Origin of the sequence: Cellulophaga sp. RHA19, from assembly GCF_002813425.1 — a bacterium.
Taxonomy (GTDB): Bacteria; Bacteroidota; Bacteroidia; order Flavobacteriales; family Flavobacteriaceae; genus Cellulophaga.
This window is the reverse complement of the sequence record NZ_PHUL01000001.1, coordinates 1,248,925-1,275,000: the sequence shown is the minus strand read 5'-3', so window position 1 is coordinate 1,275,000 and position 26,076 is coordinate 1,248,925. Positions and strand designations below refer to the sequence as shown.

Genomic DNA, 26,076 nt, shown 5'->3' with positions numbered 1-26,076 from the left:
TCTAATTATAACTAAATTTTTACTACATAATCTAATATGTAACGGTCGTCTTTCTCTAGAAAGGAGGTGTTCCAGCCGCACCTTCCGGTACGGCTACCTTGTTACGACTTAGCCCTAGTTACCAGTTTTACCCTAGGTCGCTCCTTGCGGTGACGAACTTCAGGTACCCCCAGCTTCCATGGCTTGACGGGCGGTGTGTACAAGGCCCGGGAACGTATTCACCGGATCATGGCTGATATCCGATTACTAGCGATTCCAGCTTCACGGAGTCGAGTTGCAGACTCCGATCCGAACTGTGATAGGTTTTATAGATTCGCTCCTTATCGCTAAGTGGCTGCTCTCTGTACCTACCATTGTAGCACGTGTGTGGCCCAGGACGTAAGGGCCGTGATGATTTGACGTCATCCCCACCTTCCTCACGGTTTGCACCGGCAGTCTTGCTAGAGTCCCCACCATAATGTGCTGGTAACTAACAACAGGGGTTGCGCTCGTTATAGGACTTAACCTGACACCTCACGGCACGAGCTGACGACAACCATGCAGCACCTTGTAAATTGCCCGAAGGAAAGTCTATCTCTAAACCTGTCAATCTACATTTAAGCCCTGGTAAGGTTCCTCGCGTATCATCGAATTAAACCACATGCTCCACCGCTTGTGCGGGCCCCCGTCAATTCCTTTGAGTTTCATTCTTGCGAACGTACTCCCCAGGTGGGATACTTATCACTTTCGCTTGGCCGCGCAGTCCGAAAACCACACAGCTAGTATCCATCGTTTACGGCGTGGACTACCAGGGTATCTAATCCTGTTCGCTACCCACGCTTTCGTCCATCAGCGTCAATATATTGTTAGTGATCTGCCTTCGCAATCGGTATTCTATGTAATATCTATGCATTTCACCGCTACACTACATATTCTAACCACTTCACAATAATTCAAGACCATCAGTATCAAAGGCAATTCTACAGTTGAGCTGCAAACTTTCACCCCTGACTTAATGGCCCGCCTACGGACCCTTTAAACCCAATAATTCCGGATAACGCTCGGACCCTCCGTATTACCGCGGCTGCTGGCACGGAGTTAGCCGGTCCTTATTCTTACAGTACCGTCACCAGACTACACGTAGTCCTTATTCTTCCTGTATAAAAGCAGTTTACAATCCATAGGACCGTCTTCCTGCACGCGGCATGGCTGGATCAGAGTCTCCTCCATTGTCCAATATTCCTCACTGCTGCCTCCCGTAGGAGTCTGGTCCGTGTCTCAGTACCAGTGTGGGGGATCCCCCTCTCAGGGCCCCTAACCATCGTAGTCTTGGTAAGCCGTTACCTTACCAACAAACTAATGGTACGCATACTCATCTTACACCGTAATCTTTATTATTAAAATGATGCCATCTTAATAAACTATAAGGTATTAATCCAAATTTCTCTGGGCTATCCCTTAGTGTAAGGCAGATTGTATACGCGTTACGCACCCGTGCGCCGGTCGTCAGCAGAAGCAAGCTCCCCTGTTACCCCTCGACTTGCATGTGTTAAGCCTGCCGCTAGCGTTCATCCTGAGCCAGGATCAAACTCTTCATCGTTGTTTTGTAAATATTCTTAACAACCTAAAATCGTCTTCAACCAAACTCATTCTCTTTTTTAATTCAATAACACTACAAGTAGTATTATTTTGCTGTCTCTTCAATATGTCAAATGAACTTTTAATTCTTGTAGAAATACTAGACTCGAACTAGCTGATTCTCAAAACAAATCATTCCAAAATTTCTTATCGTTTTGCCCTCTCTGAAAGCGGTTGCAAATGTAAAACGTTTTTTTAAACTGACAAAATAAAAAATTAAATTATTTTACTGTTTATTTCCGCTTAACAACCTTGTCAAATTCGGACTGCAAAAGTAGTTCTTTTAATTGTTACCAAACAAGCTTTTTTTAACTTATTTCTTAACCTTATTTTTAAACTAATTTTACGCTTTTCTCAATGAACTTTGCTAACTTTAATGACGTATGTTTTTCCGTTAGCGGGTGCAAATATAGGCAGCTTTTCTAACACCACAAGTCTTTTTTACATCTTTTTTAAAAGTATTTTTAAAACAAGCTTTACTACGCTATTTTTCAGACGTTTAAAACCCATTCTTTTTTGATGCTTTTTAAAAAAATATCAGTCCGCGAGTTTTAACCGCTCTTAATCCCTATTACTTTAACTATAGAATGGCGATTATCAACCTATAGAATTATTTGAATAATAGGTAATAAGTGGGAGTTATTCCAATATTAAACAAACACAACTTTAAATTTTAAGCATAAAAAAAGCCCAAAGTAAAATTTTCCTTGGGCTTATATACTGTATATATCTACTACTCTACAGTAACAGACTTTGCTAAATTACGTGGCTGATCTACGTTACAACCTCTCATTAATGCAATATGATATGACAACAACTGCAAAGGAATAGTAGTTAATAACGGCGTAAGAGCCTCTAAAGTCTCTGGAACCTCTATTACATGATCCGCTAAGGCTTTTACTTGAACATCACCCTCTGTAACTACTGCTATAATTTTACCTTTTCTAGATTTGATTTCCTGAATGTTACTTACCACTTTTTCATAATGCCCCTTATTGGTTGCAATTACGATTACAGGCATTGATTCATCAATTAAAGCTATAGGTCCGTGTTTCATTTCTGCAGCAGGATAACCTTCTGCATGTATGTAACTAATTTCCTTTAATTTTAATGCTCCTTCTAAAGCAACAGGAAAGTTATAACCTCTACCCAAATACAAACAATTAGGAGAATCTTTATACACTTCTGCTATTTTTTCTATAGCATCATTAGACTGCAACGCAACCTCTACTTTAGTTGGAATATACTCTAACTCTGTTAGAAAGTTTGTAAACTGTTCGTCTGACAAACTACCTTTTTCCTGAGCTAATTTTAATGCTATTAAACTAAGAACAGTAATTTGAGTTGTAAATGCTTTTGTTGAAGCCACTCCGATTTCTGGACCAGCATGCGTGTAAGCACCAGCATTGGTTTCTCTAGCAATAGAAGAACCCACAACGTTACAAACCCCAAATACAAACGCACCATTATCTTTAGCTAATTTAATAGCCGCAAGAGTATCTGCAGTTTCACCTGATTGAGAAATTGCTATTAGAACGTCTTTATCTGTAATAACTGGATTTCTATATCTAAACTCAGAAGCGTATTCTACCTCTACAGGTATGCGCGCTAAATCTTCAAAAATATACTCCGCTACCAAACCTGCATGCCACGACGTACCACAAGCAACAATGATTATACGGTTTGCATTTACAAATTTATCTAGATGCTCATCTATACCAGCCATTTTTATTAGCTTCTGATCCGCTAATAATCTCCCCCTATAAGTATCTAAAATAGCTCTAGGCTGCTCGTATATCTCTTTTAACATAAAGTGATCATAACCACCTTTCTCTATCTCCTCAAGATTCATTTGCAATTCCAAAATGTTTGGATAAGCAACTGCATCATTCTTTATTTTTCTAAGCTTGATTTCTTTACCAAGTCTAATAATAGCCATTTCTTCATCTTCTAAATAAATAGCATTATTAGTAAACTCTATAAACGGAGAAGCGTCTGAAGCTATAAAAAACTCATTATCTCCCATACCAATTGCTAATGGACTACCCAATTTAGCAACTACTATTTCATCTGGTTTTTTAATATCAAAAACAGCAATAGCGTAAGCACCCACAACCTCATTTAAGGCCAACTGAACCGCCTTACCAAGTTTTACTTTTTCCTTTTTTTGAACCTCTTCAATAAGATTGATTAGAACTTCTGTATCTGTGTCAGATTCAAAAGTATACCCTCTTTTTATTAATTCAGTTTTTATAGACTCGTAGTTTTCTATAATCCCATTGTGAATAATTACTAGTTCACCTGAATTTGAATAATGAGGATGAGAATTAACATCATTAGGAACACCATGGGTTGCCCATCTTGTATGACCAATACCAATAGACCCTTTAGTTGATATAGTTTCTTCTGATTTCTTTTTTAATTCTGATACCTTGCCTTTAGTTTTAGCAAGGTTGATTTTCTCTCCATCAAACAATGCAACACCTGCACTATCATAACCTCTGTACTCTAAACGCTCTAGTCCTTTTATAATAATGGGATAAGCCTCTCTATGACCTATATACCCTACAATTCCACACATAATGTATTCGTTATTAATTATTATAGTTAATGATTAATGCAAATCTAAATATAAATACAAAATAAAAAAGCACTTAACTGTTATAATAACCTAAAAATACTACAAAACGTATAAGTCGTAAAATCTTTTTAATTTGTCTCTGTGTAATAAACCTCTAGTTGAAGTTTTTTATCCTCATCAGCAATATTGCTACCATAAAGAACAGTTCCAAAAGGATTAACAACAGACAAAAGTGGAATTTCACCTTCACCGTCTTCTAACATTGCCTGAGCATTTACGCTATACCTTATATCTGAAGTAAGAGAAAGTCCTAATGTAATATTTTCTGCATCACGAACAACCAAGTTGTTAATGTATTCGGTAATTCTAATAGTATATTTTACACCTTTACCATCACTTGAAGTCTCTATAATACCATCGTAACCCGTAAGAGCACCAAGACTAAGCGGACCATTAGGAACATCATTACCGCTTAATGGAAAACTATATATTGATGTATTATCTTCTGCATTATACAAATACAACCTTGGCGGCTCAGCTACAGCATCACCTGAAGCACCTGCAGCATCTAACGTTTCTCTATCTATATAAAAAACTAGATTAGCCTCATTAATAATCCAATTGTTATTTTTAATCTCAGTAATAGCATCTCTACCATTTACCTCGTCAAACAATTTAATTTCAGCAAAAGAACCAGCTCCACCCTTCAAATAAATACGATCTGCATTTTCTCCTGTATCCATTTTATTAGCAATATCAACAGGGTAATCATCATTAACAAAAGAGTTAACAGTATTACCTGAAGCGGCATTAATATCTAATATATAAACAGATTCTTCTTCAACAATAGAATCATCTGAAGTATCATCTGCTGTATCATTAGTATCTACTTTATCAAAAGTATAATCTACGTAAATTTTAGCTGTATCAAAATTCAACAACATCATAAGATGACCATCACCACCAGACGCAGTAAAGTACAGCCCCCTAATAAACTCCTGAAAGTTAGTTTGACTTAAAAGCTCTGTTTGACCTTCGTTATCTAATATATTTTCTTGAAAAAATGGAATAACCTCTTCCAAATCTACAATTATCCCAGGATTCAATCTTCTTTTTACAGTTCCCTTTTCATCATCATCATCCGTATCGGGATCGTCAACTTCATAATAAGTTACAGTTTCTGTATCCGTAAAATTAGCTACTCCATCAAAAAGTGTTTCACCAATAAAACTAGGTGAAAACTCAAAATCTGAATAATATATTTGTCTTTCCTCAAAATTTTGTGTCGGATCTACATCTCTAAGAAAGTACGTAGAGCGCTCTACCTTAAAATTAAAAGGAACACTTACATTACCGTAAATACTATCTACCTCATACTGTTTAGCATAAGCCCCTTCTATTATATCCTCTTCATCAGCGTCATTAGTTCCGTCGCCATCAGTATCCGCATTTAAGGGATTTGTCCCCAAAGTCTTTTCTTGCGCATTAGTAAGTCCGTCTCCGTCCGAGTCATTACTTGGATCTTCTGGCTCATCATCTAAACTATCATCTACACCATCGCTATCTATATCTCGCAAAGCATCCGACTTAGTTAAAAAAGGAATATACAATGTAACCTTGGTTACTGTTTCATTTTCCGGTATAGTTGTAATACTCTCATCTGTAGTAGATTCATCTTCTATCGCCTGAGAATACAATCCAAAAGTTGGATTAGCAACACCCCCTGCAAGTCTTAATTGTGAATTTACGTAAGCCGTAGTTTTCCCATACAAAGGATCTGCGTAAGTACCTAACTGATAAATTGGCAAACCATTTGTTTGAACAGCTTTAACCTTTTTATTGTAAGCAAAAACATCGTAGACAGCTTTTTTAGCTGTAAAAGGTTCGCCAGAGATAACATCTCCACCAATAGTATCTAACTCATCTTCACACGAAACAAATGTAGACACCAAAAACAACCCTGCTAAAGCAGAAAAAACAAACTTATTGTAAAAATTCATGTAACTTATTTTAAAACTTCATTGTTATAAAAGTTGGTATACGCTTCTTCAAATTCTTGAAGAGGAACGTAAGACAACACAGGTTTTTCAAGACCAGTAACATACTCTGTAAGTTCTTCTGGAACTTCATCTGAGGCTAAAATAACAGCATCTGAATAATCTACAGCTACTTTTAACAAATTATTATAGTTAGGAGTAGACAAAGAATCTACTTTACCCTCACTTATCTCATCAAAAGCAATTTTTTTAACAATATTTTTATCTAATTCACCTTCAAAACCTTGATTATAAACAGATGTAACAACTTTACTTTCTGCAAATAAAGGCTCATCTGCATAAAACTGTTTTAAATACAATGGCACTAAAGAAGCCATCCAACCATGTACGTGAATAATGTCTGGAGACCAGTTTAATTTTTTAACTGTCTCCACAACACCTTTTGCAAAAAATATTGCACGCTCATCATTATCAGGAAATAATGTGCCGTTTTCATCAGTAAAGGTTGCTTTTCTTTTAAAATACTCTTCATTGTCTATAAAATAAACCTGAATACGTTCTTTAGGGATTGAAGCAACTTTTATAATTAACGGCATATCCATATCGTTAATTACTAAATTCATACCAGACAGACGAATAACTTCGTGCAACTGATGCCTTCTTTCATTTATATTACCATAACGTGGCATAAATATTCTAATTTGCCCGCCTTTACTATTCACCATACGTGGTGTTTCATAAGACATTTGGGAAACTTGATTCTCTGGGAGATAGGGCATTAATTCTGAAGATACAAACAATATCTTTTTACCATTCATAAGAAGCTGATTTTTATTTATCAAAAAAGCGTAGGATGCAAAATTACAAAAATTATAGAGATTAACGGTAATTATAGTAAGTTTGCTCTCGTTTTAAATTAAATTTATGCATATTTTTCATAAAATTGAAGAGTTAGGAAATCATTTTTCTACCGTATCTAAAGAAGAATCCGTAGGTATGGTGCCAACTATGGGAGCTTTACACAAAGGTCATATTTCTTTAGTTAAAAAGGCTTTAAACGATAATAATCACGTAATTGTGAGCATTTTTGTAAACCCAACGCAGTTTAATAACGCCGAAGATTTAGAAAAATACCCCCAAACTTTAAAGGAAGATGTTGCCCTGCTAACAGAAGCTTCTAAAAAAATTATAGTTTTTGCTCCGTCTGCACAAGAAATTTACAAAAGCGGAATAAAATCTGACACATACAATTTTGGAGGTTTAGAAAAAGTAATGGAAGGCGAGTTTAGAGACGGTCATTTTGACGGCGTTGGAACAATTGTTGAAAAACTATTTGACATTGGAAAACCTGACAATGCTTATTTTGGAGAGAAAGATTATCAACAACTACAAATTATAAAGAAACTAGTTTCTTTAAAAAAAATACCCGTAAATATTATTGGTTGCCCTATAGTTAGGGAAGAAAGCGGACTAGCAATGAGCTCTAGAAATGAGCGTTTAACACCAGAATTACGAACCGAAGCGTCTTTCATATACAAAACATTAAATGATGCCAAACAAAAATTTGGCACAAAAAGTGCTTTAGAAGTAACCAAATGGGTTACTGAACAGTTTGCTAAGAATAAATTATTGGAGCTAGAATATTTTACTATTACAAATGCAGACAACCTACAAACAATTAAAAGAAAAATTAAAACTAAAAAATATAGAGCCTTTATTGCCGTTTATGCTAAAGATATAAGACTGATAGACAATATAGCTTTAAATTAATTACCTTTGTATTATGCAGATAGAAGTAGTAAAATCTAAAATTCACCGTGTAAAAGTTACAGGTGCAGACCTAAATTATATTGGCAGTATTACCATTGATGAAGACTTAATGGACGCCGCTAACATTATTAGAGGAGAAAAAGTACAAATTGTTAATAATAACAATGGCGAAAGACTAGAAACTTACGCAATACCAGGACCAAGAAAAAGTGGAGAAATTACCCTTAATGGTGCTGCTGCCCGTAAAGTTGCTGCTGGTGACATTCTTATTTTAATTACATATGCACGTATGGATATTGAGGAAGCTAAGAAATTTAATCCATCTCTGGTTTTTCCTAATGAAGAAAATAATCTATTAAACTAATTTTTTGACCGCCTCTTTAAAAAAAACCTTAAAAACAGTACTTCCAATTGCGTTTGGACTGTTTTTAGTTTGGTACTCTTACAATTCTACTTCTGCCGAGGATAGAAAACAGATTATCTTTTATATAAAAGAGGCTGACTTATTTTGGGTTGGAATCTCATTAATGATGGGTGTTTTAAGTCACGTATCTAGAGCAATTAGATGGAACTACCTTTTAGAACCACTTGGCTACAAACCCAAAATAATTAATAACATACTTATTATATTAACTTCATACTTTGCCAACTTGGGAATTCCTAGGTCTGGCGAAATTTTGCGCGCCACAGCACTAACAACTTATGAAGATGTTCCTTTTGAAAAAGGTTTTGGGACTATTGTAACAGAAAGAGTAATAGATTTAATAATGCTATTACTTATTATTGTAGTTACCTTTTTTTTACAGACTGATATTATTATAGAATTCTTTAAAAACAAAGGATTTAATCTTACTAAAATACTTATACTCTTAGGCGGCGCAGGCGTTGCCGCTTTAGCTTTCTTTTATTTTATTAAAAAATCTACTCACCCTTTTTTAGTAAAAATTAAAGACTTTGTAACCGGACTTTTACAAGGCGTTACTAGTATTTTTAAAATGAAGAATAAATGGCCATTTATTTTTCATACACTATTTATATGGAGTGTTTACGTAGGAATGTTCTGGGTTATAAAATTTACAGTACCAGAGACTATAGATTTATCTATTAGTCAGCTTTTAGTTGCTTTTATTTTTGGAGCATTTGCAATGACCGCAACTAATGGCGGCATAGGACTTTACCCTATTGTTGTGAGCAGCGCTCTGGCTATTTTTGGCATAAGCAGTGTTTCTGGCGATGCTTTTGGTTGGATTATGTGGATATCACAAACTTTGTTAGTTGTTGTTTTTGGGGCAATATCTTTTCTACTATTACCGTTATTAAAAAGAACCAAATAGTCTTTTTAGAACAAAGAATAAACCCAAAATGAAAAAAACAATCTTAACCTTTGCCCTATTTATAGGGTTAAATGCATTTGCACAAGTTAAAACCGAAGTCTTTGAATCTTTTAAACTTCAACAAAAAAGAGATATTAGTTATTACATTCCTGAGGAATATAATGAAGAAGACCAACATACGCTAATTGTTGTTTTAGATGCAGAGTATATGTTTGACGATGTTGTAGCTAAAGCCAAATTTTTTAGTAGATTTCACGGAATGCCTCCAGCAATTGTAGTTGGCATTCACCAACAAGCCAACCAAGCTAGGTTAAAAGACTGTTCTTTTAATGAAGAAAATGGTTTGCCAACAGAAGAAGGCAAAGCTTTTTTTGAATTTCTGGGTATGGAAGTTGTTCCCAACTTAGAAAGCACTTACAATATATCTCCTTTTAAAATGATTGTTGGTTATGATATTACTGCCAATTTTGAAAATTTTTACCTTTTTAAAGAAAACCCACTTTTTAGCTCATACATAAGTATATCCCCAACTTTAGCGCCAGAAATGGAATCTAGAGTTGCTAATAGAATTGGAGCTATAGATAAACAAATATTTTACCACTTAATTGTTGAAGAAAATAAAAACACAAAACAACTTGCCGAGTTTAATACCTCATTAGCTGCAATAGAAAAAGAAACTTTTAAGTACTACTTTGATGCTTATGACACCAACCATACATCTATAGCTACTTTTGGACTAGGAAAAGCTTTTGATGATATTTTTGAAATTTTTAAACCTATTAGTCCAAAAGAGTATAAAACTAAAATTATTACTTCTGAAGAGCCTGCTTACGCATATCTAGAAAAAAAATACGCTACAATTAAGGAAACTTTTGGTTTTACAAAAAGAGTAGATCTTAATGATGTTATGGCAATATATTCTGCTAGCAAAAAGAAAGAAGAACCAGAATCTCTAAAAGAATTATCTGACCTTTGTAAAAAAGAATTTCCGGATACAATGCTTGGCTTTTATTTTGAAGGTGAATATTTTGAAGAAATAGGAGAACCAAAAAAAGCACTACGTACGTTTGAAAAAGCTTTTGGAATGAACGAGATAGACTTTTTAACTAAAGACATGGCCTTAGAAAAAATTGATGCTTTAAAAGCTGACTTCGGATATTAATTTAATAAAATACTATAGACTAGCTCTATAGCAGAAAGATAAAATTCTAAACTTTATAGTACCTTTGGCTAAAACCAATAAGTAGGTTATGGCTAAGACTAAAACAGCTTTTTTTTGTCAAAATTGCGGTACTCAATACGCAAAATGGGCAGGACAATGTGGCGCTTGTAAAGAATGGAATACTATTGTAGAAGAGGTTATACAAAAAGAAGAAAAAAATAGCTGGAAACCTCCAAGCAACACACCTAAAGTTGCAACTAAACCTTTACGTGTTAAAGAAATTAGCACAGAAAAAGAATTACGCCTTAACACCTATGATCTTGAGTTTAACAGGGTTTTAGGTGGTGGCTTAGTTCCTGGCTCCTTAACACTATTGGGTGGCGAACCAGGAATAGGAAAAAGTACACTATTACTACAAGTCTCGCTTAAACTACCTTATAAAACTTTATATGTCTCTGGTGAAGAAAGTCAGAAACAAATAAAAATGAGAGCAGACCGTATAACAACGGATAGTGAAACTTGTTTTATACTTACAGAAACTAAAACACAAAATATTTTTAAGCAAGTAGAAACTATTCAGCCTGATATTTTGGTTATAGATTCTATACAAACACTACACTCAGACTACATAGAGTCTGCCGCAGGTAGCATATCACAGATTAGAGAATGTACTGCAGAACTCATAAAGTTTGCAAAAGAAACCAATACTCCGGTTATTTTAATTGGCCATATTACAAAGGATGGCACTATTGCCGGACCAAAAATTTTAGAACATATGGTAGATACTGTTTTACAATTTGAGGGCGACCGAAATTATGTATACAGAATTTTACGTGCATTAAAAAATAGATTTGGCTCTACTGCAGAATTAGGAATTTATGAGATGCTTGGTAGTGGTTTACGAGAAGTAAATAACCCATCAGAGATTTTAATTTCTAAAAACGATGAAGGACTAAGCGGAACAGCCATTTCTGCCTCTATAGAAGGTATGCGCCCCTTAATGATAGAAATACAAGCCCTAGTTAGCACTGCTGTGTATGGAACACCACAAAGATCTACAACAGGCTTTAATGCAAAAAGACTTAATATGTTATTAGCCGTTTTAGAAAAACGTGCCGGTTTTATGTTAGGCGCTAAAGATGTATTTTTAAATATAACAGGTGGTATTTCTGTAGATGACCCTGCTATTGACTTAGCTGTAATTGCAGCTATATTGTCTAGCAACTCAGACATTGCAATTCCTAAAGGTGTATGTTTTGCCGCTGAAGTTGGTTTAGCAGGAGAAATTAGACCTATACAACGCGTGGACCAACGTATATCCGAAGCAGAAAAACTTGGATTTACAGCCATATTTGTGTCTAAAAACAATAAAATCACCTTAAAAAATACAGTTATAAAAGTACACTTGGTCTCAAAAATTGAAGATGTAGTAAGAGTTTTGTTTAATTAAAAAATTCAAGTTATTTAACTTTTAATTAATATTCTTACACTATGTTGCGGTATAAATCTTGATAATAAGTAGTCTTAATCCTTAAAAAAATAAGATGAAAAAATTATTACTTATTACCTTTTTAGCAATCTACGGAACAAGTGTTGCTCAAGAAAATGAAATCAAAAGAGTAATTCCTAAAGACACCTGGAGTATTGGTGGCGGTCTAAATATTGGCTCAAGCAGAACTGAAAACTTTCAAGTCAATCAAGACGACAACACGTACAGTAAGGGTTTTTCATTCGGTTTTACACCAAAAATTGGATACACTATAGCTAATGACTTAACTGTTGGATTAGGAATAGGAATGGACTATGCTAAATCTGAAGAGAATTATAACGATGAAGAGTCCACAAATAAAAGTCTAGGATATATAATTAACCCATTTATTAGAAAAAACTTTGGAGCTGGCAAAAACTTAAGTTTATTTCTTCAGGCCGAAGGTAGATACTCTTTATACGAGAGAAAAGATTCAAATTCTGATAGTTATGAAGATCCCCAAAAAAAAATATTCATTGGCTTAAGACCAGGACTCAACTATTTTTTAAGTAATAAAATAGCATTAGAAGCTACTATTGGTAGTCTTGGGTACAATTATAGTTCTTATAAATATCGTATTGACTCATTTATCACTAAAAGAGAAAGCAACACATTTAATTTTGATTTATCAACAAGTAATATTAATCTAGGGGTTTTAATCCTTCTTTAAACAAAAAAGAGGCTGCACAATATGTACAGCCTCTTTTATATTTTTACTTGTTTTTGAATATTATTAAGGAGCTGGGTTTGGTATTTGCTTATGTATAGCCTCTATACTTTCCAAAACCTCATCGGTTAACTTTACATTTACGCTTCCAATATTTTCTTCTAGTTGCTTTAAATTGGTAGCTCCTATAATTGTACTTTTTACAAACGGCCTAGAGTTTACATATGCCAATGCCATTTGCGGTAAAGACAAACCGTGCTCACGGGCTAAATCACAATACATTTGTGTTGCTTTCTGCGCATTTTCTCCACTATATCTATTGTAATTAGGAAACATAGTTACCCTTGCATTTGCCGGTTGCAAACCACCAAGATATTTACCACTTAATACTCCAAAACCTAGTGGAGAATATGGTATTAAAGCAATATCCTCTCTCATAGATATTTCTGCTAAGCCAACTTCAAAAGTTCTATTAAGCAAACTATAAGGGTTTTGTATGGTAGACATACGCGGTAATTTTCTGTGTACTTTACTTTCTTCTAAAAAGCGCATTGTTCCCCAAGGCGTTTCATTAGACAAGCCAATGTGCTTTATTTTTCCGTCATTTACTAAATCTCCTAAAGTATCTAATACTTGATGAATATTATCTTCCCAAAAGTCATTTATTTTATGCTCATACCCTCTTTGTCCAAAATAGTTTGTCTGGCGCTCTGGCCAATGTAATTGATACAAATCAATAACATCTGTTTGTAGGCGTTTTAAACTGTTCTCTACCGCAGTAATTAACCCTTCTTTTTGAAAGCCAGTTGTTCTAATGTGTTTAGTAAAATCTGCTTTACCTGCAATTTTAGAAGCTATTATAACTTTATCTCTGTTACCTGTTTCTTTAAACCACTTCCCTATAATTTTTTCAGTCTCTGCATATAACTCTGCCTTTGCCGGTACAGGGTATAATTCTGCTGTGTCAAAAAAATTGACTCCTTGTTCTAAAGCATAATTCATTTGTTCAAATGCTTCTTCAATATTATTTTGTCTGCCCCAAGTCATTGTACCTAAGCAGATTTCACTCACCTCTAAATTAGAATGTGGTAGTTTAGTGTATTTCATAGTCATTTATATGGTAAAAATTCTTCATGTTCTTAACCAAATCTAGGAAATTAAATAGTCTAATCAAACATATAAACAGGCATTTGTTACAGATTTTACTATAAAAAAACAGCGTTTGCCTTAGCTAAGACAAACGCTGTTTTTAATATTTTACTAAGTGAGTTTTATAACGTCCTGAAATACTCAGTTATAGCTCTTGCTTCTTCTTCTGTTAAACCTTGATTAGTCATTAAAGCATTATTGTATTCCTTATATAATGCTTTTGCTATAGGATCTTCTTTTAACATCCCCTCAGGGTTTAAAATCATATTCATAACCCACTCTGGGCTTCTACGATCTAAAACACCTTTTACAGCAGGACCAATTAAACGCATATCTGTTGCGTGGCAAGCCACACATTTAGAGTTAAAAATAGACTCGCCATTTGCCGCCATTTCTGCATCTACTTCTGCGCTTAAATCTACAGATTTAATAGGACCAACACCTTTGTTGTCCATATCTACAGGAACACCTTCTTGTTTTTCTGCTGTTTTATCTTCTTTTTTGGTTCTGTTCATTTCAAAACCATCGGATTTTTTATCCTCTTTTTTGTCGCCACAACTCGCCATAAATACGCCTGCAACTAAGATTAAAAGTAATTTTTTCATGTGTTTAAGTTTTAAAGCACTAATATAAGCAATACTCTTATTTAAACCTGCTCTTCTAAAAATTTAACTGCCCTTTTTTCTGCATACGTAATGTTATTGTCGCCATAGAACCCAACGTGTCCTCCGTACAACGGCATTTCTAAAAACAAATTCCTATTTTTCTCTGCTTCATTAACAGGATAACAAGCTTCACCTAAAAAAGAATCATTTTTTGCATTCAAAATTATAGTAGGCACTTTTATTTCTGATAAAAACTGTAAGCAACTTGCCTTAGTATAATAATCCAAAGCATCTACAAATCCATTTGCCCTACTGGTGTACACATCATCAAAATCTTTTAAAGTTTTAATTTTTTTTATTTCTGATACATCTATTTTATCTGGAAATTGCTCCTGTTTTATTCGCAACTTCTCAAGCAAACGTTTTTTAAAGTTGGTTGCATACAGTATATTTTTGGGCTTTAACAATTCTTCTAAAGAACTAGCCAAACTACAAGGAACAGAAACACCTACACCCGCTTTAATTTCTGGTGGCCTTTGCCTATTTTCTCCTAAATACTTCAAAATTAAATTACCTCCCAAACTAAAACCTTGCAATACAATTTTAGAATACATTTTTAAGCCCAAAATATGCTGCACAACAGCATCTAGATCTTCTGTTGCACCAGAGTGGTAAGACCTAAACAGTACATTTGTTTCTCCGCTACAACCTCTTAAATTTACTGCACACACATTATAATTACATAACAAAAGCTCTCTTGTTGCTCCTAAAATGTAAGGACGCTGTGCATTACCCTCTAAACCATGTACAACTACAGCAACTTTATCTGTCTTGTTAGATGTAAAACTCCAATCTAAATCTAAAAAATCACCATCTGATAATTGTATGCGCTCTCTTTTTTGTGTTGGCACTTCTACAGATCTAAATAAACCCGTGTAGAGTGTAGAAAAATGTCCACTTTTAAAAAGTAAAGGCGGATTGTAAAATGGTTGTAATATTGGCATTATATTATTTAGGGTACACTTCTAATAATTTCTTTTGCTCTTCAATAGCCTCTACAAATTCAGTTTTTAAGGTGGCTACTAACTCAGTTACAGGGACAGCGTTACTAATATTAGTTACACCTTGCCCAGCAGACCAAATTGTTTTCCATGCTTTAGCCTCGGTATCCATCTCTTTACCAAAATCTATTTTAGTATCCTTTTTTAAATCTTCTTCTGTAATACCAGCTGCTTTTAAACTTGCTCCTAAAAAGTTAGCATGCACACCAGATATAGATGCTGTATAAACAACATCACTAGCACCTGCATCAATAATCATTTTTTTATAATCTTCTGTTGCCTTACTTTCTACAGTATTTATAAAACGCGTACCCATATAAGCAACATCTGCCCCCATCTGTCTTGCAGAAGCAATATCTCTTCCTGTACTAATACAACCAGATAATATAACTGTTTTAGTAAAGAACTTTTTAATTTCTGCAACCAAAGGCATAGGATTTAATGTGCCTGCATGACCACCTGCACCAGCAGCAACAACTATTAAACCGTCTACACCAGCTTCTGAAGCTTTTTCCGCATGACGTTTTTTTATAACATCATGAAAAACTAATCCTCCATAACTATGTACCGCGTCTACTACTTGTGACACCGCACCTAAAGATGTTATTATTAGCGGTACCTTATGTTTTATGCATAACATAAGATCTGCCTCTAATCTAGGGTTTGTTTGGTGTACAATTAAATTAACACCAAACGGAGCAGCTTTTTTACCTGTTTCTTCCTCAAAAGCTTTTAGCTCTTCTTTAATCTGAATTAACCACTCTTCAAAACCTTCACTTGTTCTTTGATTAAGTGCAGGAAAAGTACCTACTATTCCATTTTTACAGCATTCTATAACCAATTTTGGTCCAGAAATTAAAAACATTGGTGCGGCTATTACCGGCAGGGAAAGATCTTTTACAAATGGGGCAATTGTTCTCATGAATATGTTTTTTTAAATTAAAAAAATAAAAAGTAGAAATTTAACTACTTTTAATAGGGTAATATGTTTAAGTTTCTCAAAACTATAGTATTTTTATCATTTATTATGCACGCATAACAATTAATTCTAAAAAATATGTACTTAAAAGAGTTTGAAATTAGATGGAGTGATATTGATGCTAACTGGCACTTAGCCAATTCTGCTTATGTAAATTATATGAGCCAAACTAGAATGGGCTTTTTAATGGAATTGGGTTTTAACCAGAAATCTATGGCCGATAACAAAATAGGACCTGTTGTTTTTTATGAACACATCTATTATTTTAAAGAAGCTTTTTTTGGTAAACCAGTAAAAGTATCTTTAGAATTAATGGGGTTAAGTGAAGATGGAAAATTTTTTAAATTTCATCATAATTTTTTTGATTCTAAAGGAAGGAATTTTGCTCATTGCGAAATACTAGGCGCTTGGATAAACTTACAAACAAGAAGCTTAACAGGCTTACCTGAAGAGTTTATGAATGCTTTTTCTAAAGTTGAAAAAGCTGATGATTTTAAAATACTTACAAAAGAAGACACACGTAAATTTGCAAAGGTTCCTAAAGATTTACCACTTTAGACATTTACTGGTAATTTGGGTTTTTTAGTTGCCAAGTACAGCCCTAAAATAACCAAAACTGTGCCCGCCACTTTTACCGTAGTTAAAGTATCTTTACCCGTTACTACCGCAAATAAAATACCTATTAGTGGTTGTGCATAAGAAAAAGCGCTTACTGTAGATGCTTTTAATTTTGACAACCCGTATACGTTAAATAAATAGGTTAAAAACGTAGTTCCTACTATAACAAACACAATAGAGCCAATACCACTAGTTGGTATTGTGCTCCATTCAATTTCTCTAAATTCTGAAATTGTAACCGGAAAACAAAGTACAAGACCAATTGTAAACAGCCATTTTAACAATGTAAACATATGGTATTTTTCTAATAGCTTTTTTATCAATATTAAATATGTACCAAAACTAATAGCGTTTACAACAAATAAAATATTACCCAACGGAATATTGGGTGCATCCTGTCTTAATTCTGCTCCGTACAAAATCAAAAACAATGCTCCTATCAATCCTAATCCAATACCCAAGCCTTTTTGTAGTGTTACTTTTTCTTTTATAAAAATAGCAGACATTACAACTACTAAAATGGGTACAATTGTAATTAATACCGCACTATTAATTGGCGTAGATAATTCTAACCCCTTAAAAAAACTAAGCATATTAATACCCATACCTGTTAAGGCACACAAAAACAATCTGCCCCAGTCTCTACGTTCTATTTTTTGATTAGGTATAAATAAGGAACACAACCAAAACAAAAAAGAAGCTCCTAATAAACGTACCATAATAAAACCAAAAGGTTTTATATAGGTTGGCATAACACCTTTTGCAATAGTATGGTTTAAACCATAAATTGTAGTTGCCCCTAAACAGGCTAATATGGCCAGTGTTCTTTTACTCACCCTGAATTTTTTCTTTAGCTGCAGCAACAACTTTTTTACTATTGCCAACAAATACAGCATCACCAACCAAAATAACTGGTCGTTTTAAAAAGGTATAGTGTTCTAATATTAAGCTTTTATAATCTTCCTCTGTTAATTGTTTATCTGCAAGGCCTTTTTCTTTATACAAACGTGCTCTTTTGCTAAACAATGCTTCATAACTCCCCGTTAAACCATACATTTCCTCTAGTTGAGTATCTGTTATGTTTTCGGTTTTTATATCTTGTAATTCAAAACCATCTAAAGGCTGTAGTTCCTTTATAATTCTTTTACAAGTGTCACAAGTACTTAAATGATATATTTTCTTCATTTTATTTTAACTATTTAGAATCTAACTTAAGAAACAAAAAACTGACTACAAAGAAACCCAATTTGATTGAATTGTACTATTTTTATCAAAAAACATAATTGTGGAATATTTACTTGACACTTCTAAGCAAATTAGAAAAATATTACTTAAAATTTTAGAAGAAACTCCTAGAGAATTACTTTTAGAAATACCTAAAAACTTTAATAATAATATTTGGTGGAACATTGCACACGTTGTAGTTACACAACAACTATTAGTATACAAGTTTAGTGGTATGCCTATGCTTGTTTCTGATGAAATGGTAGAAAAATTTAAAAAAGGCACTTACCCTGATGGAAAAGTTACTGATGAAGAAATAACACAAATTAAAGATCTTTTGTTTTCTACTTTAAAACAAACAGAAGCAGATTACAAAGCGGGCAACTTTAAAAATTACAACGCATACACAACAAGCCTTAATGTAACGTTAAGTAACGCTGTAGAAGCTATGAAATTTAATGCCTTACATGAAGGAATACATATAGGTGCTATTTTAGCCCTAAAAAGAAACGTTGGCAAATAACAACAAGAACAACTACCAGAGAGTAATTTTTATTTAAAAGTTACTCTTTTTCTTTACCTTTTATTGCTAACATTTTGTTTACTTCTGCATATGGTAATAAAACTTCTATTTGCCCGTCTGCATAAGAGCCAACTTCATATGTGTTGTAAAGCAATCTTAACCCTGTTTTAGTATAACCTATGTTATCTGGCAGAGTAAAAACCTCTTCTTCAAACATAAAACCAGTATCATTAATAGGAACGTCTGTTGGTATTTTTTCTTGAGCTCTAAATGTAGCTTCTGCCAAATTATAAAATGCTTCTTTACTTGCAAACAATTCTTCATTTGGTATTAATTCTCCTTTTACAGCATCAAAATTTAATAAAATACTAGATTCATAACCGTGCGCACCTCCTGTAAATTCGTAAGTTTCTAAATCTATTGTAATTATTTTATCAGTTTCATAAGCTACTTCGCCATCTATGGTTACCTCCCAGCGTGTTGCATCTCCTGGTAATTTTTCTTTTACACTTAAAAACTCTTCGTTTAAAGAAGAAATGGCATCATCAATATTATCAACAACCACCTCGTCATCAAAAATTAAAAGCGAAATTATTTTATCTTTTATAACTTTATTAATTGCTGCCGCTACTTTTGTTTCTTTTATGGCTTTTGGTACATTTACTACAACCAAAGGTTTATTTATTTCTTTTTCTGTTGAAATAGTTAAGGTCTCAAAAGAAATTTCTTTTTTGTTATTACAACCAATTAATACGACTAAAAAAAGGAATAAGAAAAATTTATGATTCATAGCTAAATAAGATTGTGCAAGCGCATTGTATTCTGCAAAGATAACGATACATTTGTGTTATATATAAAGAAGTGTGGGCAAAAGTAACTTAAAATTTAACAGCAAAACTATTCACGGAGGTCAAGAACCAGATAAGGCTTACGGAGCTGTTATGCCACCCATTTATCAAACTTCTACATACGCACAAATTACACCTGGCCAACATAAAGGATATGAATATTCTAGAAGTGCCAACCCTACTAGAACAGCCTTAGAAAAATCTTTAGCCAGTATTGAAAACGGAAATTATGGACTAGCATTTGGGAGCGGTATTGCTGCTATAGATGCCGTTATTAAACTTTTAAGTCCTGGCGACGAGGTTATTTCTACAAGCGATTTATATGGCGGCAGCTATCGTTTATTTAAACAGGTTTATGAAAAATTTGGCATTACATTTCATTTTATTGATATGGCCAATGCTAAAAACATAGAAAACTACGTTAACAATAATACAAAACTTATTTGGGTAGAAACACCAACAAACCCAATGATGAATATTATTGACATTGTTGCAGCAAGTAAAATAGCAAAAAAACACAATATACCTTTAGCAGTAGATAACACTTTTGCCACTCCTTATTTGCAAACACCTTTAGATTTAGGTGCAGATATAGTTATGCACTCTGCCACAAAATATTTAGGCGGACATAGTGATGTTGTTATGGGGGCTTTAATTGTTAACGATAAAGAATTAGCAGACAAACTATATTTTATACAAAAAGCTAGTGGTGCAATTTGCGGGCCTATGGATAGTTTTTTGGTATTAAGAGGTATAAAAACATTACATGTTAGAATGCAACGCCATTGTGAAAATGGGAAAGCAATAGCAACATATTTAGCTAAGCACCCTAAGGTAGAGAACGTATTTTGGCCTGGTTTTGATACTCACCCTAATTATGAAATAGCAAAAAGTCAAATGAAAGATTTTGGAGGTATGCTATCTTTTGTACCAAAAGGAGCTAATTATAAAGATGCCATTAAAATAGTCGAAAAATTAGAGATTTTTACATTAGCTGAGTCTTTAGGTGGCGTGGAGAGTTTGGCTGGTCACCCAGCAAGTATGACGCATGCAAGTATACCTAAAGAAGACAGAGAAAAAAGCGGAATTGTAGATTCTTTAATACGACTTAGTGTAGGTATAGAAGATGAAAACGACCTAATTAATGACCTAGAACAAGCGATAGGATAATAATTTTATCAAATTTTTAAAAAAACACGGTATAAAATATATAAATAGTATAATTTTGCCGTTATAATTTTAATTCAATAATTTAACAATTATAAAGGTTTCTATATGGAAGCAAAAATAAATGCATTTATGGATGAGGTGAAGACCCGTAACGGTCATGAACCTGAATTTATCCAAGCGGTACAAGAAGTTGCCGAGACAGTAATCCCCTATATTGCTGATCATGATATTTACAATGGCAAAAACATACTTTTACGTATGGTAGAGCCTGAAAGATTAATTTCTTTTAGAGTATCATGGGTAGATGATAATGGAAACATCCATGTAAATAGAGGCTACAGAGTACAAATGAACTCTGCTATAGGACCTTATAAGGGTGGTTTACGTTTTCACCCAAGTGTAAACGCAAGTATTCTTAAATTCTTAGCTTTTGAGCAGGTATTTAAAAATAGTTTAACTACACTACCAATGGGTGGTGGTAAAGGTGGATCTGATTTTGACCCTAAAGGAAAATCTGATGATGAAGTAATGCGTTTTTGCCATGCATTTATGGCAGAACTTTGTCGCCATATTGGACCAAATACAGATGTACCTGCTGGTGACATTGGTGTTGGAGGTAGAGAAATAGGATTCCTTTTTGGAATGTACAAAAAAATAAGAAATGAGTTTACTGGTGTTTTAACAGGTAAAGGACGTTCTTGGGGTGGTTCTTTAATTAGGCCAGAAGCTACCGGTTACGGTACAGTTTACTTTGCAGAAAGCATGCTTAAGACTCAAGGACAAGATTTTTCTGGTAAAAATGTAGTTATTTCTGGTTCTGGTAATGTTGCACAATTTGCTGCAGAAAAAGCATTACAATTAGGAGCTAAAGTTTTAACATTATCAGATTCTCAGGGTTACATCTTAGATAAAGATGGTATAGATGCTGAGAAACTTGCTTTTGTAATGGATCTTAAAAACAATAGAAGAGGTCGTATATCTGAATATGCAGATAAATATGCTTCTGCAACTTTTCATAAAGGAGAAACTCCTTGGAATGTTGCTTGTGATATTGCTTTACCATGTGCTACGCAGAATGAGTTAGGTGGTGATGATGCCAAAGCATTAATTAAAAACGGATGTATTTGTGTTGCTGAAGGTGCAAATATGCCTTCTACTCCAGAAGCTATTCATGAGTATCATGAAGCAAAAATATTATTTGCTCCAGGTAAGGCTTCTAATGCTGGTGGTGTTGCAACTTCTGGTTTAGAAATGTCTCAGAACTCTTTACGTATTAGCTGGACAAGAGAAGAAGTAGACCAAAGATTAAAAACAATTATGGAGGATATTCATAATTCATGTATTGAGTACGGTAAGGATAAAGATGGCTACTGTAACTATGTAAAAGGAGCAAATATTGCTGGTTTTGTTAAGGTTGCAGACGCTATGTTAGCTCAAGGCGTTATTTAAAACATAACATATATTTTAAAAGCTCCATTAAGTTTTCTTAATGGAGCTTTTTTATTTTCAATCTAAAAATAATAATTCTTCAAATCACTATATTTACAGTACCTAAAAACAACTAATGCAAGTAACCACAAAAGCTATTGTACTTTCTGCACTTAAATATGGCGACAATAGTTTAATTGTAAAAACATATACGTTATCAGACGGGTTAAAATCTTACTTACTAAAAGGAATTTTATCTTCAAAAAAAGGAAAAATTAAAGCGGCTTATTTCCAACCTTTAACTCAATTAGAACTTGTTGCTACACATAAAAATAAAGGTACTCTAGAAAGCATTAGAGAAGCTAAAACTAGTTATCACTACCAAACATTACACACTAATATTGCAAAAAATGCAATGACGCAATTTTTAGCAGAAATGCTAAGTAATAGTTTGTTAGAAGAAGAGCCTAATGAAAACCTTTTTAACTATATAGAAGCTGCACTACAATGGCTAGACACAGAAACACAAATAGCTAATTTTCATCTTCATTTTTTATTAAGCATAACCAAGTATTTAGGATTTTATCCTGACAATAAAAATGATGATTTTTTCTATTTTGATTTATTAGAAGGAAGTTTTACCAATAAACCCACTCTAAACCCCATATTAGAAGGAAAAAATTTAAATTACTTTAAAACCTTCTTAGGCATAAATTTTGATGCAATAGAAACAGTTAAAATGAATAAAACTGATAGGCAAGAGTTATTAAAATCGCTTATCTTATATTTTGAATTACACTTACAAGGATTTAGAAAACCAAAGTCTCTTGTTATATTAAATGAAATTTTTCGTTAGTATGCGTAGTACTTTTTTTATACTTTTTTTTGTGATTTTTTCTAGTGCTTTTGCGCAAGAAATTATCATTATAGACCAAGATACAAAAGAGCCAATACCAGATGTTGCTATTTTTAATATTGATAAAACCAAAACTGCATTAACAGCTAATAATGGTAGTGCAGATGTTTCAATCTTTAATAAAGATGAAAAAATTACTTTAAAACACATTGGATATCAAACTAAAAAAACAACTAAAAACTTACTTTTAAAAAGAGGAAATACCATTTATATGGTACTAACTGCAGAGGAGCTAGACGGTGTTGTTATGTCGGTCTCTAAATGGGAACAACAAAAAAAAGATGTTCCACAAAAGGTAGCCTCTATTACAGAAAAAACTATAACTTTTACAAATCCACAGACGGCAGCAGATCTATTACAAAAGAGCGGTAAAATATTTGTGCAAAAAAGTCAACTTGGTGGCGGAAGCCCAATGATTAGAGGTTTTGCAACCAACAGGTTATTAATCTCTGTTGATGGCGTACGTATGAATAACGCAATTTTTAGAGGTGGAAATTTACAAAATGTAATCTCTATAGATCCATTTTCTATACAAAACACAGAAGTTATTTTTGGCCCAGGATCTGTTATTTATGGTAGTGACGCTATTGGTGGAGTTTTAAATTTTTATACCAAAAAACCAATCTTTTCAAAGTCTAAAGATCCTTTTATTACAGGTAATACTACTTATAGATATTCTACTGCAAACACAGAAAATACAATCCATGCAAATATTAACTACGGAAAACAAAAATGGGCGTTTTTAACTAGTGTTAGCTATACTAATTTTGATGATTTAAAAATGGGTAACAATGGCCCAGATTCTTATTTAAGATCTAATTATATAAAAACTGTAAACGGGAAGGATTTATTAGTAAATAATAGCAACCCTAAAAAACAGATTGGTACTGGTTACAACCAAATAAATGCAATGCAAAAAATTGCCTTTAAGCCTAATAATAATTGGAATTATGATTTAGGGTTTTATTTTTCAGAAACATCGGACTACGGCAGGTATGACCGTTTAATTAGACCAACCAGTGATGGTGAGGGTTTACGCTCTGCAGAATGGTATTATGGACCTCAAGAGTGGTTTATGACAAAAATTGGAGTACAACACCAAGGTAAAGGTAAATTTTATGACAGACTAAAAGTAAATACTGCTTACCAACGCTTTGGAGAAAGTAGAAACGATAGAAATTTTGAATCTACTATACTTAGTAGCACTGAAGAAAACGTACACGCACTGTCTACAAATATTGATCTAGAGAATAAACGCATTGGAGATTTACGTTTATATTATGGGTTAGAATATATTTTTAACAAAGTAAACTCTAACGGTTTTGAAACTAATATTGAAAACAACCAAATTACTAATGCAGCATCTAGATACCCAGATGGCGCTACTTGGCAAACTACAGCTGGCTATGTTAATGCAGAATACAAGGCACAACCAAACCTAACTTTACTATCTGGCTTACGCTATAGTCACGTTTGGATTAACGCAGAATTTGACAAAACTTTTTATCCTTTTCCGTTTGATAATGCAAATTTAAATACAGGAGCATTAACAGGTAGTATTGGTTTAAGTTGGTTTCCTAAAGAAAGTCTACAGGTAACATTTAATGGTTCTACAGGTTTTAGAGCTCCTAATATTGATGATGTTGGCAAAATATTTGACTCGGAACCAGGATCTGTAGTTGTCCCAAACCCTAATTTAGAAGCTGAATATGCCTATAACGTAGATTTAGGTATACAAAAGAATTTTAATGACAAAATAATAGTTAATGCTGCTGCATTTTACACATACTTAGTAGATGCATTAGTTCGTAGAGATTTTACTTTTAATGGTGAAACCGAAATAGAATACCACGGAGAATTAAGCAATGTGCAAGCTATGCAAAATGCGGCAAAAGCTTATGTTCACGGTGTAGAACTTGGAGTAGATGCTTATTTTACAGAGCACCTTTCTTTAACGTCTAATGTAACTTTTACAAAAGGTATTGAAGAAGAGGAAGATGGCACAGAATCTCCAGGAAGACACGTAGCGCCAACTTTTGGTGATATACATTTGATATGGAAAAATGACAAATTAAAGACTGATTTATTTTTCAACTTTAATAGCAAAGTATCTTATAATAACTTATCTAACTCTGAAAAAAGTAAAGGGTATATTTATGCTTCAGATAAAAATGGAAATCCTTATAGCCCAAATTGGCAAACACTAAACTTTAATGCCAGTTATAAAATAACAAATAATTTAAAAGCTACTGTTGGCTGGGAAAACATTACTACCCAACGCTACAGAACATATTCATCTGGTATTGTTGCACCAGGAGCAAACCTAATTTCATCTATTAGTTATCAATTTTAAAAAAATTAGACACAAAAAAGCCCGATTAAATAAATAATCGGGCTCTTAAAGTATATTTAAAAATATATCTTAGTTAGTCATTTTAGTTGCATACTCTTGCAATTCTTTAGACTTAGCTGTCATATATTCAGTTAACTTTTTAGCATCATCAGCAGAAAGGTTTTTCATAACATCCTGAGATTTAGTAGCCAATTCTTGTCCTTTTGTTCCAAGAGCAGCAAAAGCAGTCATATCTTTGCTTTCAGCAGCTTCTTTATATTCACTAACGTATTCGTCGTATGTTTTAACGTATTCTGCTACTGCAGCATCGTCAAAACTAGGAATACCGTCTACAGCTTCAGTTACAGCTTCTTTAGTTTCCTCAACAACTTCTTTAGCACCATCTACAGCCTCATTAGCTGTATTTTCTGCTGCTTCTGTTGCTTCTTTTGCTTTGTCAGTAGCTTCTTTACAAGATACAAATGATACGCTTAAAGCTAACATTAAAGCAGAACCTAAGATTAATTTTTTCATTCTTTTTAGTTTTTATTGTTTGTTATAATATAT

General features: G+C 33.6%; 23 protein-coding genes and 1 rRNA gene. 12 read left to right on the top strand and 12 right to left on the bottom strand.

What is annotated here, in order from left to right:
* Positions 1-59: 59 nt before the first annotated feature.
* From AX016_RS05525 to AX016_RS05510, 4 genes are all read right to left on the bottom strand, one after another.
* A 16S ribosomal RNA gene (locus AX016_RS05525) occupies positions 60-1,579 on the bottom strand.
* A 771-nt stretch (positions 1,580-2,350) separates the two neighbouring features.
* Entirely contained in the window at positions 2,351-4,198 is a 1,848-nt protein-coding gene (gene glmS, locus AX016_RS05520; RefSeq protein ID WP_100894665.1) for a glutamine--fructose-6-phosphate transaminase (isomerizing), read from the bottom strand.
* Positions 4,199-4,326: 128 nt separating this feature from the next.
* Positions 4,327-6,198: a DUF4270 domain-containing protein gene (locus tag AX016_RS05515; protein ID WP_100894664.1), complete on the bottom strand. Its 1,872-nt coding sequence runs from the start codon at positions 6,196-6,198 to the stop codon at positions 4,327-4,329.
* Positions 6,199-6,203: 5 nt separating this feature from the next.
* Positions 6,204-7,013, bottom strand: a complete 810-nt coding sequence (locus AX016_RS05510) for a glycogen/starch synthase (protein ID WP_100894663.1) — start codon at positions 7,011-7,013, stop codon at positions 6,204-6,206.
* Between the two features lie 106 nt (positions 7,014-7,119).
* On the opposite strand from AX016_RS05510, the gene panC reads away from it, so the two are divergent.
* The 6 genes from panC to AX016_RS05480 all read left to right on the top strand — a co-directional run bounded on the left by panC (position 7,120) and on the right by AX016_RS05480 (position 12,659).
* On the top strand, positions 7,120-7,965 hold the full coding sequence (panC, locus tag AX016_RS05505) for a pantoate--beta-alanine ligase (protein WP_100894662.1): 846 nt from the start codon (positions 7,120-7,122) through the stop codon (positions 7,963-7,965).
* A gap of 13 nt (positions 7,966-7,978) precedes the next feature.
* On the top strand, positions 7,979-8,329 hold the full coding sequence (panD, locus tag AX016_RS05500) for an aspartate 1-decarboxylase (RefSeq protein WP_013620629.1): 351 nt from the start codon (positions 7,979-7,981) through the stop codon (positions 8,327-8,329).
* 4 nt (positions 8,330-8,333) lie between these two features.
* Positions 8,334-9,299 (top strand): lysylphosphatidylglycerol synthase transmembrane domain-containing protein, encoded by a 966-nt coding sequence (locus tag AX016_RS05495; protein WP_100894661.1) that lies wholly within the window; start codon positions 8,334-8,336, stop codon positions 9,297-9,299.
* A 28-nt stretch (positions 9,300-9,327) separates the two neighbouring features.
* Entirely contained in the window at positions 9,328-10,461 is a 1,134-nt protein-coding gene (locus AX016_RS05490) for an alpha/beta hydrolase (RefSeq protein WP_100894660.1), read from the top strand.
* 88 nt (positions 10,462-10,549) lie between these two features.
* Entirely contained in the window at positions 10,550-11,911 is a 1,362-nt protein-coding gene (radA, locus tag AX016_RS05485) for a DNA repair protein RadA (protein ID WP_100894659.1), read from the top strand.
* A 94-nt stretch (positions 11,912-12,005) separates the two neighbouring features.
* On the top strand, positions 12,006-12,659 hold the full coding sequence (locus AX016_RS05480) for an outer membrane beta-barrel protein (RefSeq protein ID WP_100894658.1): 654 nt from the start codon (positions 12,006-12,008) through the stop codon (positions 12,657-12,659).
* A 63-nt stretch (positions 12,660-12,722) separates the two neighbouring features.
* Here the strand turns inward: AX016_RS05480 and AX016_RS05475 are convergent, their stop codons facing one another.
* The 4 genes from AX016_RS05475 to AX016_RS05460 form a co-directional block, all read right to left on the bottom strand.
* Positions 12,723-13,763 (bottom strand): aldo/keto reductase, encoded by a 1,041-nt coding sequence (locus tag AX016_RS05475; protein WP_100894657.1) that lies wholly within the window; start codon positions 13,761-13,763, stop codon positions 12,723-12,725.
* A 164-nt stretch (positions 13,764-13,927) separates the two neighbouring features.
* On the bottom strand, positions 13,928-14,410 hold the full coding sequence (locus AX016_RS05470; RefSeq protein ID WP_100894656.1) for a c-type cytochrome: 483 nt from the start codon (positions 14,408-14,410) through the stop codon (positions 13,928-13,930).
* 41 nt (positions 14,411-14,451) lie between these two features.
* Positions 14,452-15,414 (bottom strand): YheT family hydrolase, encoded by a 963-nt coding sequence (locus tag AX016_RS05465; RefSeq protein WP_100894655.1) that lies wholly within the window; start codon positions 15,412-15,414, stop codon positions 14,452-14,454.
* Positions 15,415-15,418: 4 nt separating this feature from the next.
* A complete protein-coding gene (locus tag AX016_RS05460) occupies positions 15,419-16,393 on the bottom strand; it encodes an NAD(P)H-dependent flavin oxidoreductase (protein ID WP_100894654.1) in 975 nt (324 codons plus the stop codon).
* 135 nt (positions 16,394-16,528) lie between these two features.
* On the opposite strand from AX016_RS05460, the gene AX016_RS05455 reads away from it, so the two are divergent.
* Entirely contained in the window at positions 16,529-17,008 is a 480-nt protein-coding gene (locus AX016_RS05455; RefSeq protein WP_100894653.1) for an acyl-CoA thioesterase, read from the top strand.
* Here AX016_RS05455 and AX016_RS05450 read toward each other — a convergent pair.
* Both AX016_RS05450 and AX016_RS05445 read right to left on the bottom strand, forming a co-directional pair.
* Positions 17,005-17,904: a DMT family transporter gene (locus AX016_RS05450; protein ID WP_100894652.1), complete on the bottom strand. Its 900-nt coding sequence runs from the start codon at positions 17,902-17,904 to the stop codon at positions 17,005-17,007. The genes AX016_RS05455 and AX016_RS05450 overlap by 4 nt on opposite strands.
* Positions 17,897-18,253: an arsenate reductase family protein gene (locus tag AX016_RS05445; RefSeq protein ID WP_100894651.1), complete on the bottom strand. Its 357-nt coding sequence runs from the start codon at positions 18,251-18,253 to the stop codon at positions 17,897-17,899. The genes AX016_RS05450 and AX016_RS05445 overlap by 8 nt, the downstream gene beginning before the upstream one ends.
* 100 nt (positions 18,254-18,353) lie before the next feature.
* Here AX016_RS05445 and AX016_RS05440 point away from each other — a divergent pair, with 100 nt between their 5' ends.
* Positions 18,354-18,815, top strand: coding sequence for a DinB family protein (locus tag AX016_RS05440; RefSeq protein ID WP_100894650.1), 462 nt, complete (start codon positions 18,354-18,356; stop codon positions 18,813-18,815).
* Positions 18,816-18,855: 40 nt separating this feature from the next.
* Here the strand turns inward: AX016_RS05440 and AX016_RS05435 are convergent, their stop codons facing one another.
* Positions 18,856-19,605, bottom strand: coding sequence for a DUF3298 and DUF4163 domain-containing protein (locus AX016_RS05435; protein WP_100894649.1), 750 nt, complete (start codon positions 19,603-19,605; stop codon positions 18,856-18,858).
* A gap of 73 nt (positions 19,606-19,678) precedes the next feature.
* Between AX016_RS05435 and AX016_RS05430 the strand changes: the two genes are divergently transcribed.
* The 4 genes from AX016_RS05430 (at position 19,679) to AX016_RS05415 (ending at position 25,530) form a co-directional block, all read left to right on the top strand.
* Entirely contained in the window at positions 19,679-20,833 is a 1,155-nt protein-coding gene (locus tag AX016_RS05430) for a cystathionine gamma-synthase (protein WP_100894648.1), read from the top strand.
* 105 nt (positions 20,834-20,938) lie between these two features.
* Positions 20,939-22,282 carry an NADP-specific glutamate dehydrogenase gene (gene gdhA, locus AX016_RS05425; protein ID WP_100894647.1) on the top strand — a complete coding sequence of 448 codons (1,344 nt, stop codon included), beginning with the start codon at positions 20,939-20,941 and terminating at the stop codon, positions 22,280-22,282.
* Positions 22,283-22,397: 115 nt separating this feature from the next.
* On the top strand, positions 22,398-23,117 hold the full coding sequence (gene recO / locus AX016_RS05420) for a DNA repair protein RecO (RefSeq protein ID WP_100894646.1): 720 nt from the start codon (positions 22,398-22,400) through the stop codon (positions 23,115-23,117).
* A 1-nt stretch (position 23,118) separates the two neighbouring features.
* Entirely contained in the window at positions 23,119-25,530 is a 2,412-nt protein-coding gene (locus tag AX016_RS05415; RefSeq protein WP_100896808.1) for a TonB-dependent receptor plug domain-containing protein, read from the top strand.
* Between the two features lie 69 nt (positions 25,531-25,599).
* Here AX016_RS05415 and AX016_RS05410 read toward each other — a convergent pair whose 3' ends face one another.
* Positions 25,600-26,043 carry a hypothetical protein gene (locus AX016_RS05410; RefSeq protein WP_100894645.1) on the bottom strand — a complete coding sequence of 148 codons (444 nt, stop codon included), beginning with the start codon at positions 26,041-26,043 and terminating at the stop codon, positions 25,600-25,602.
* Between the last annotated feature and the right edge of the window lie 33 nt (positions 26,044-26,076).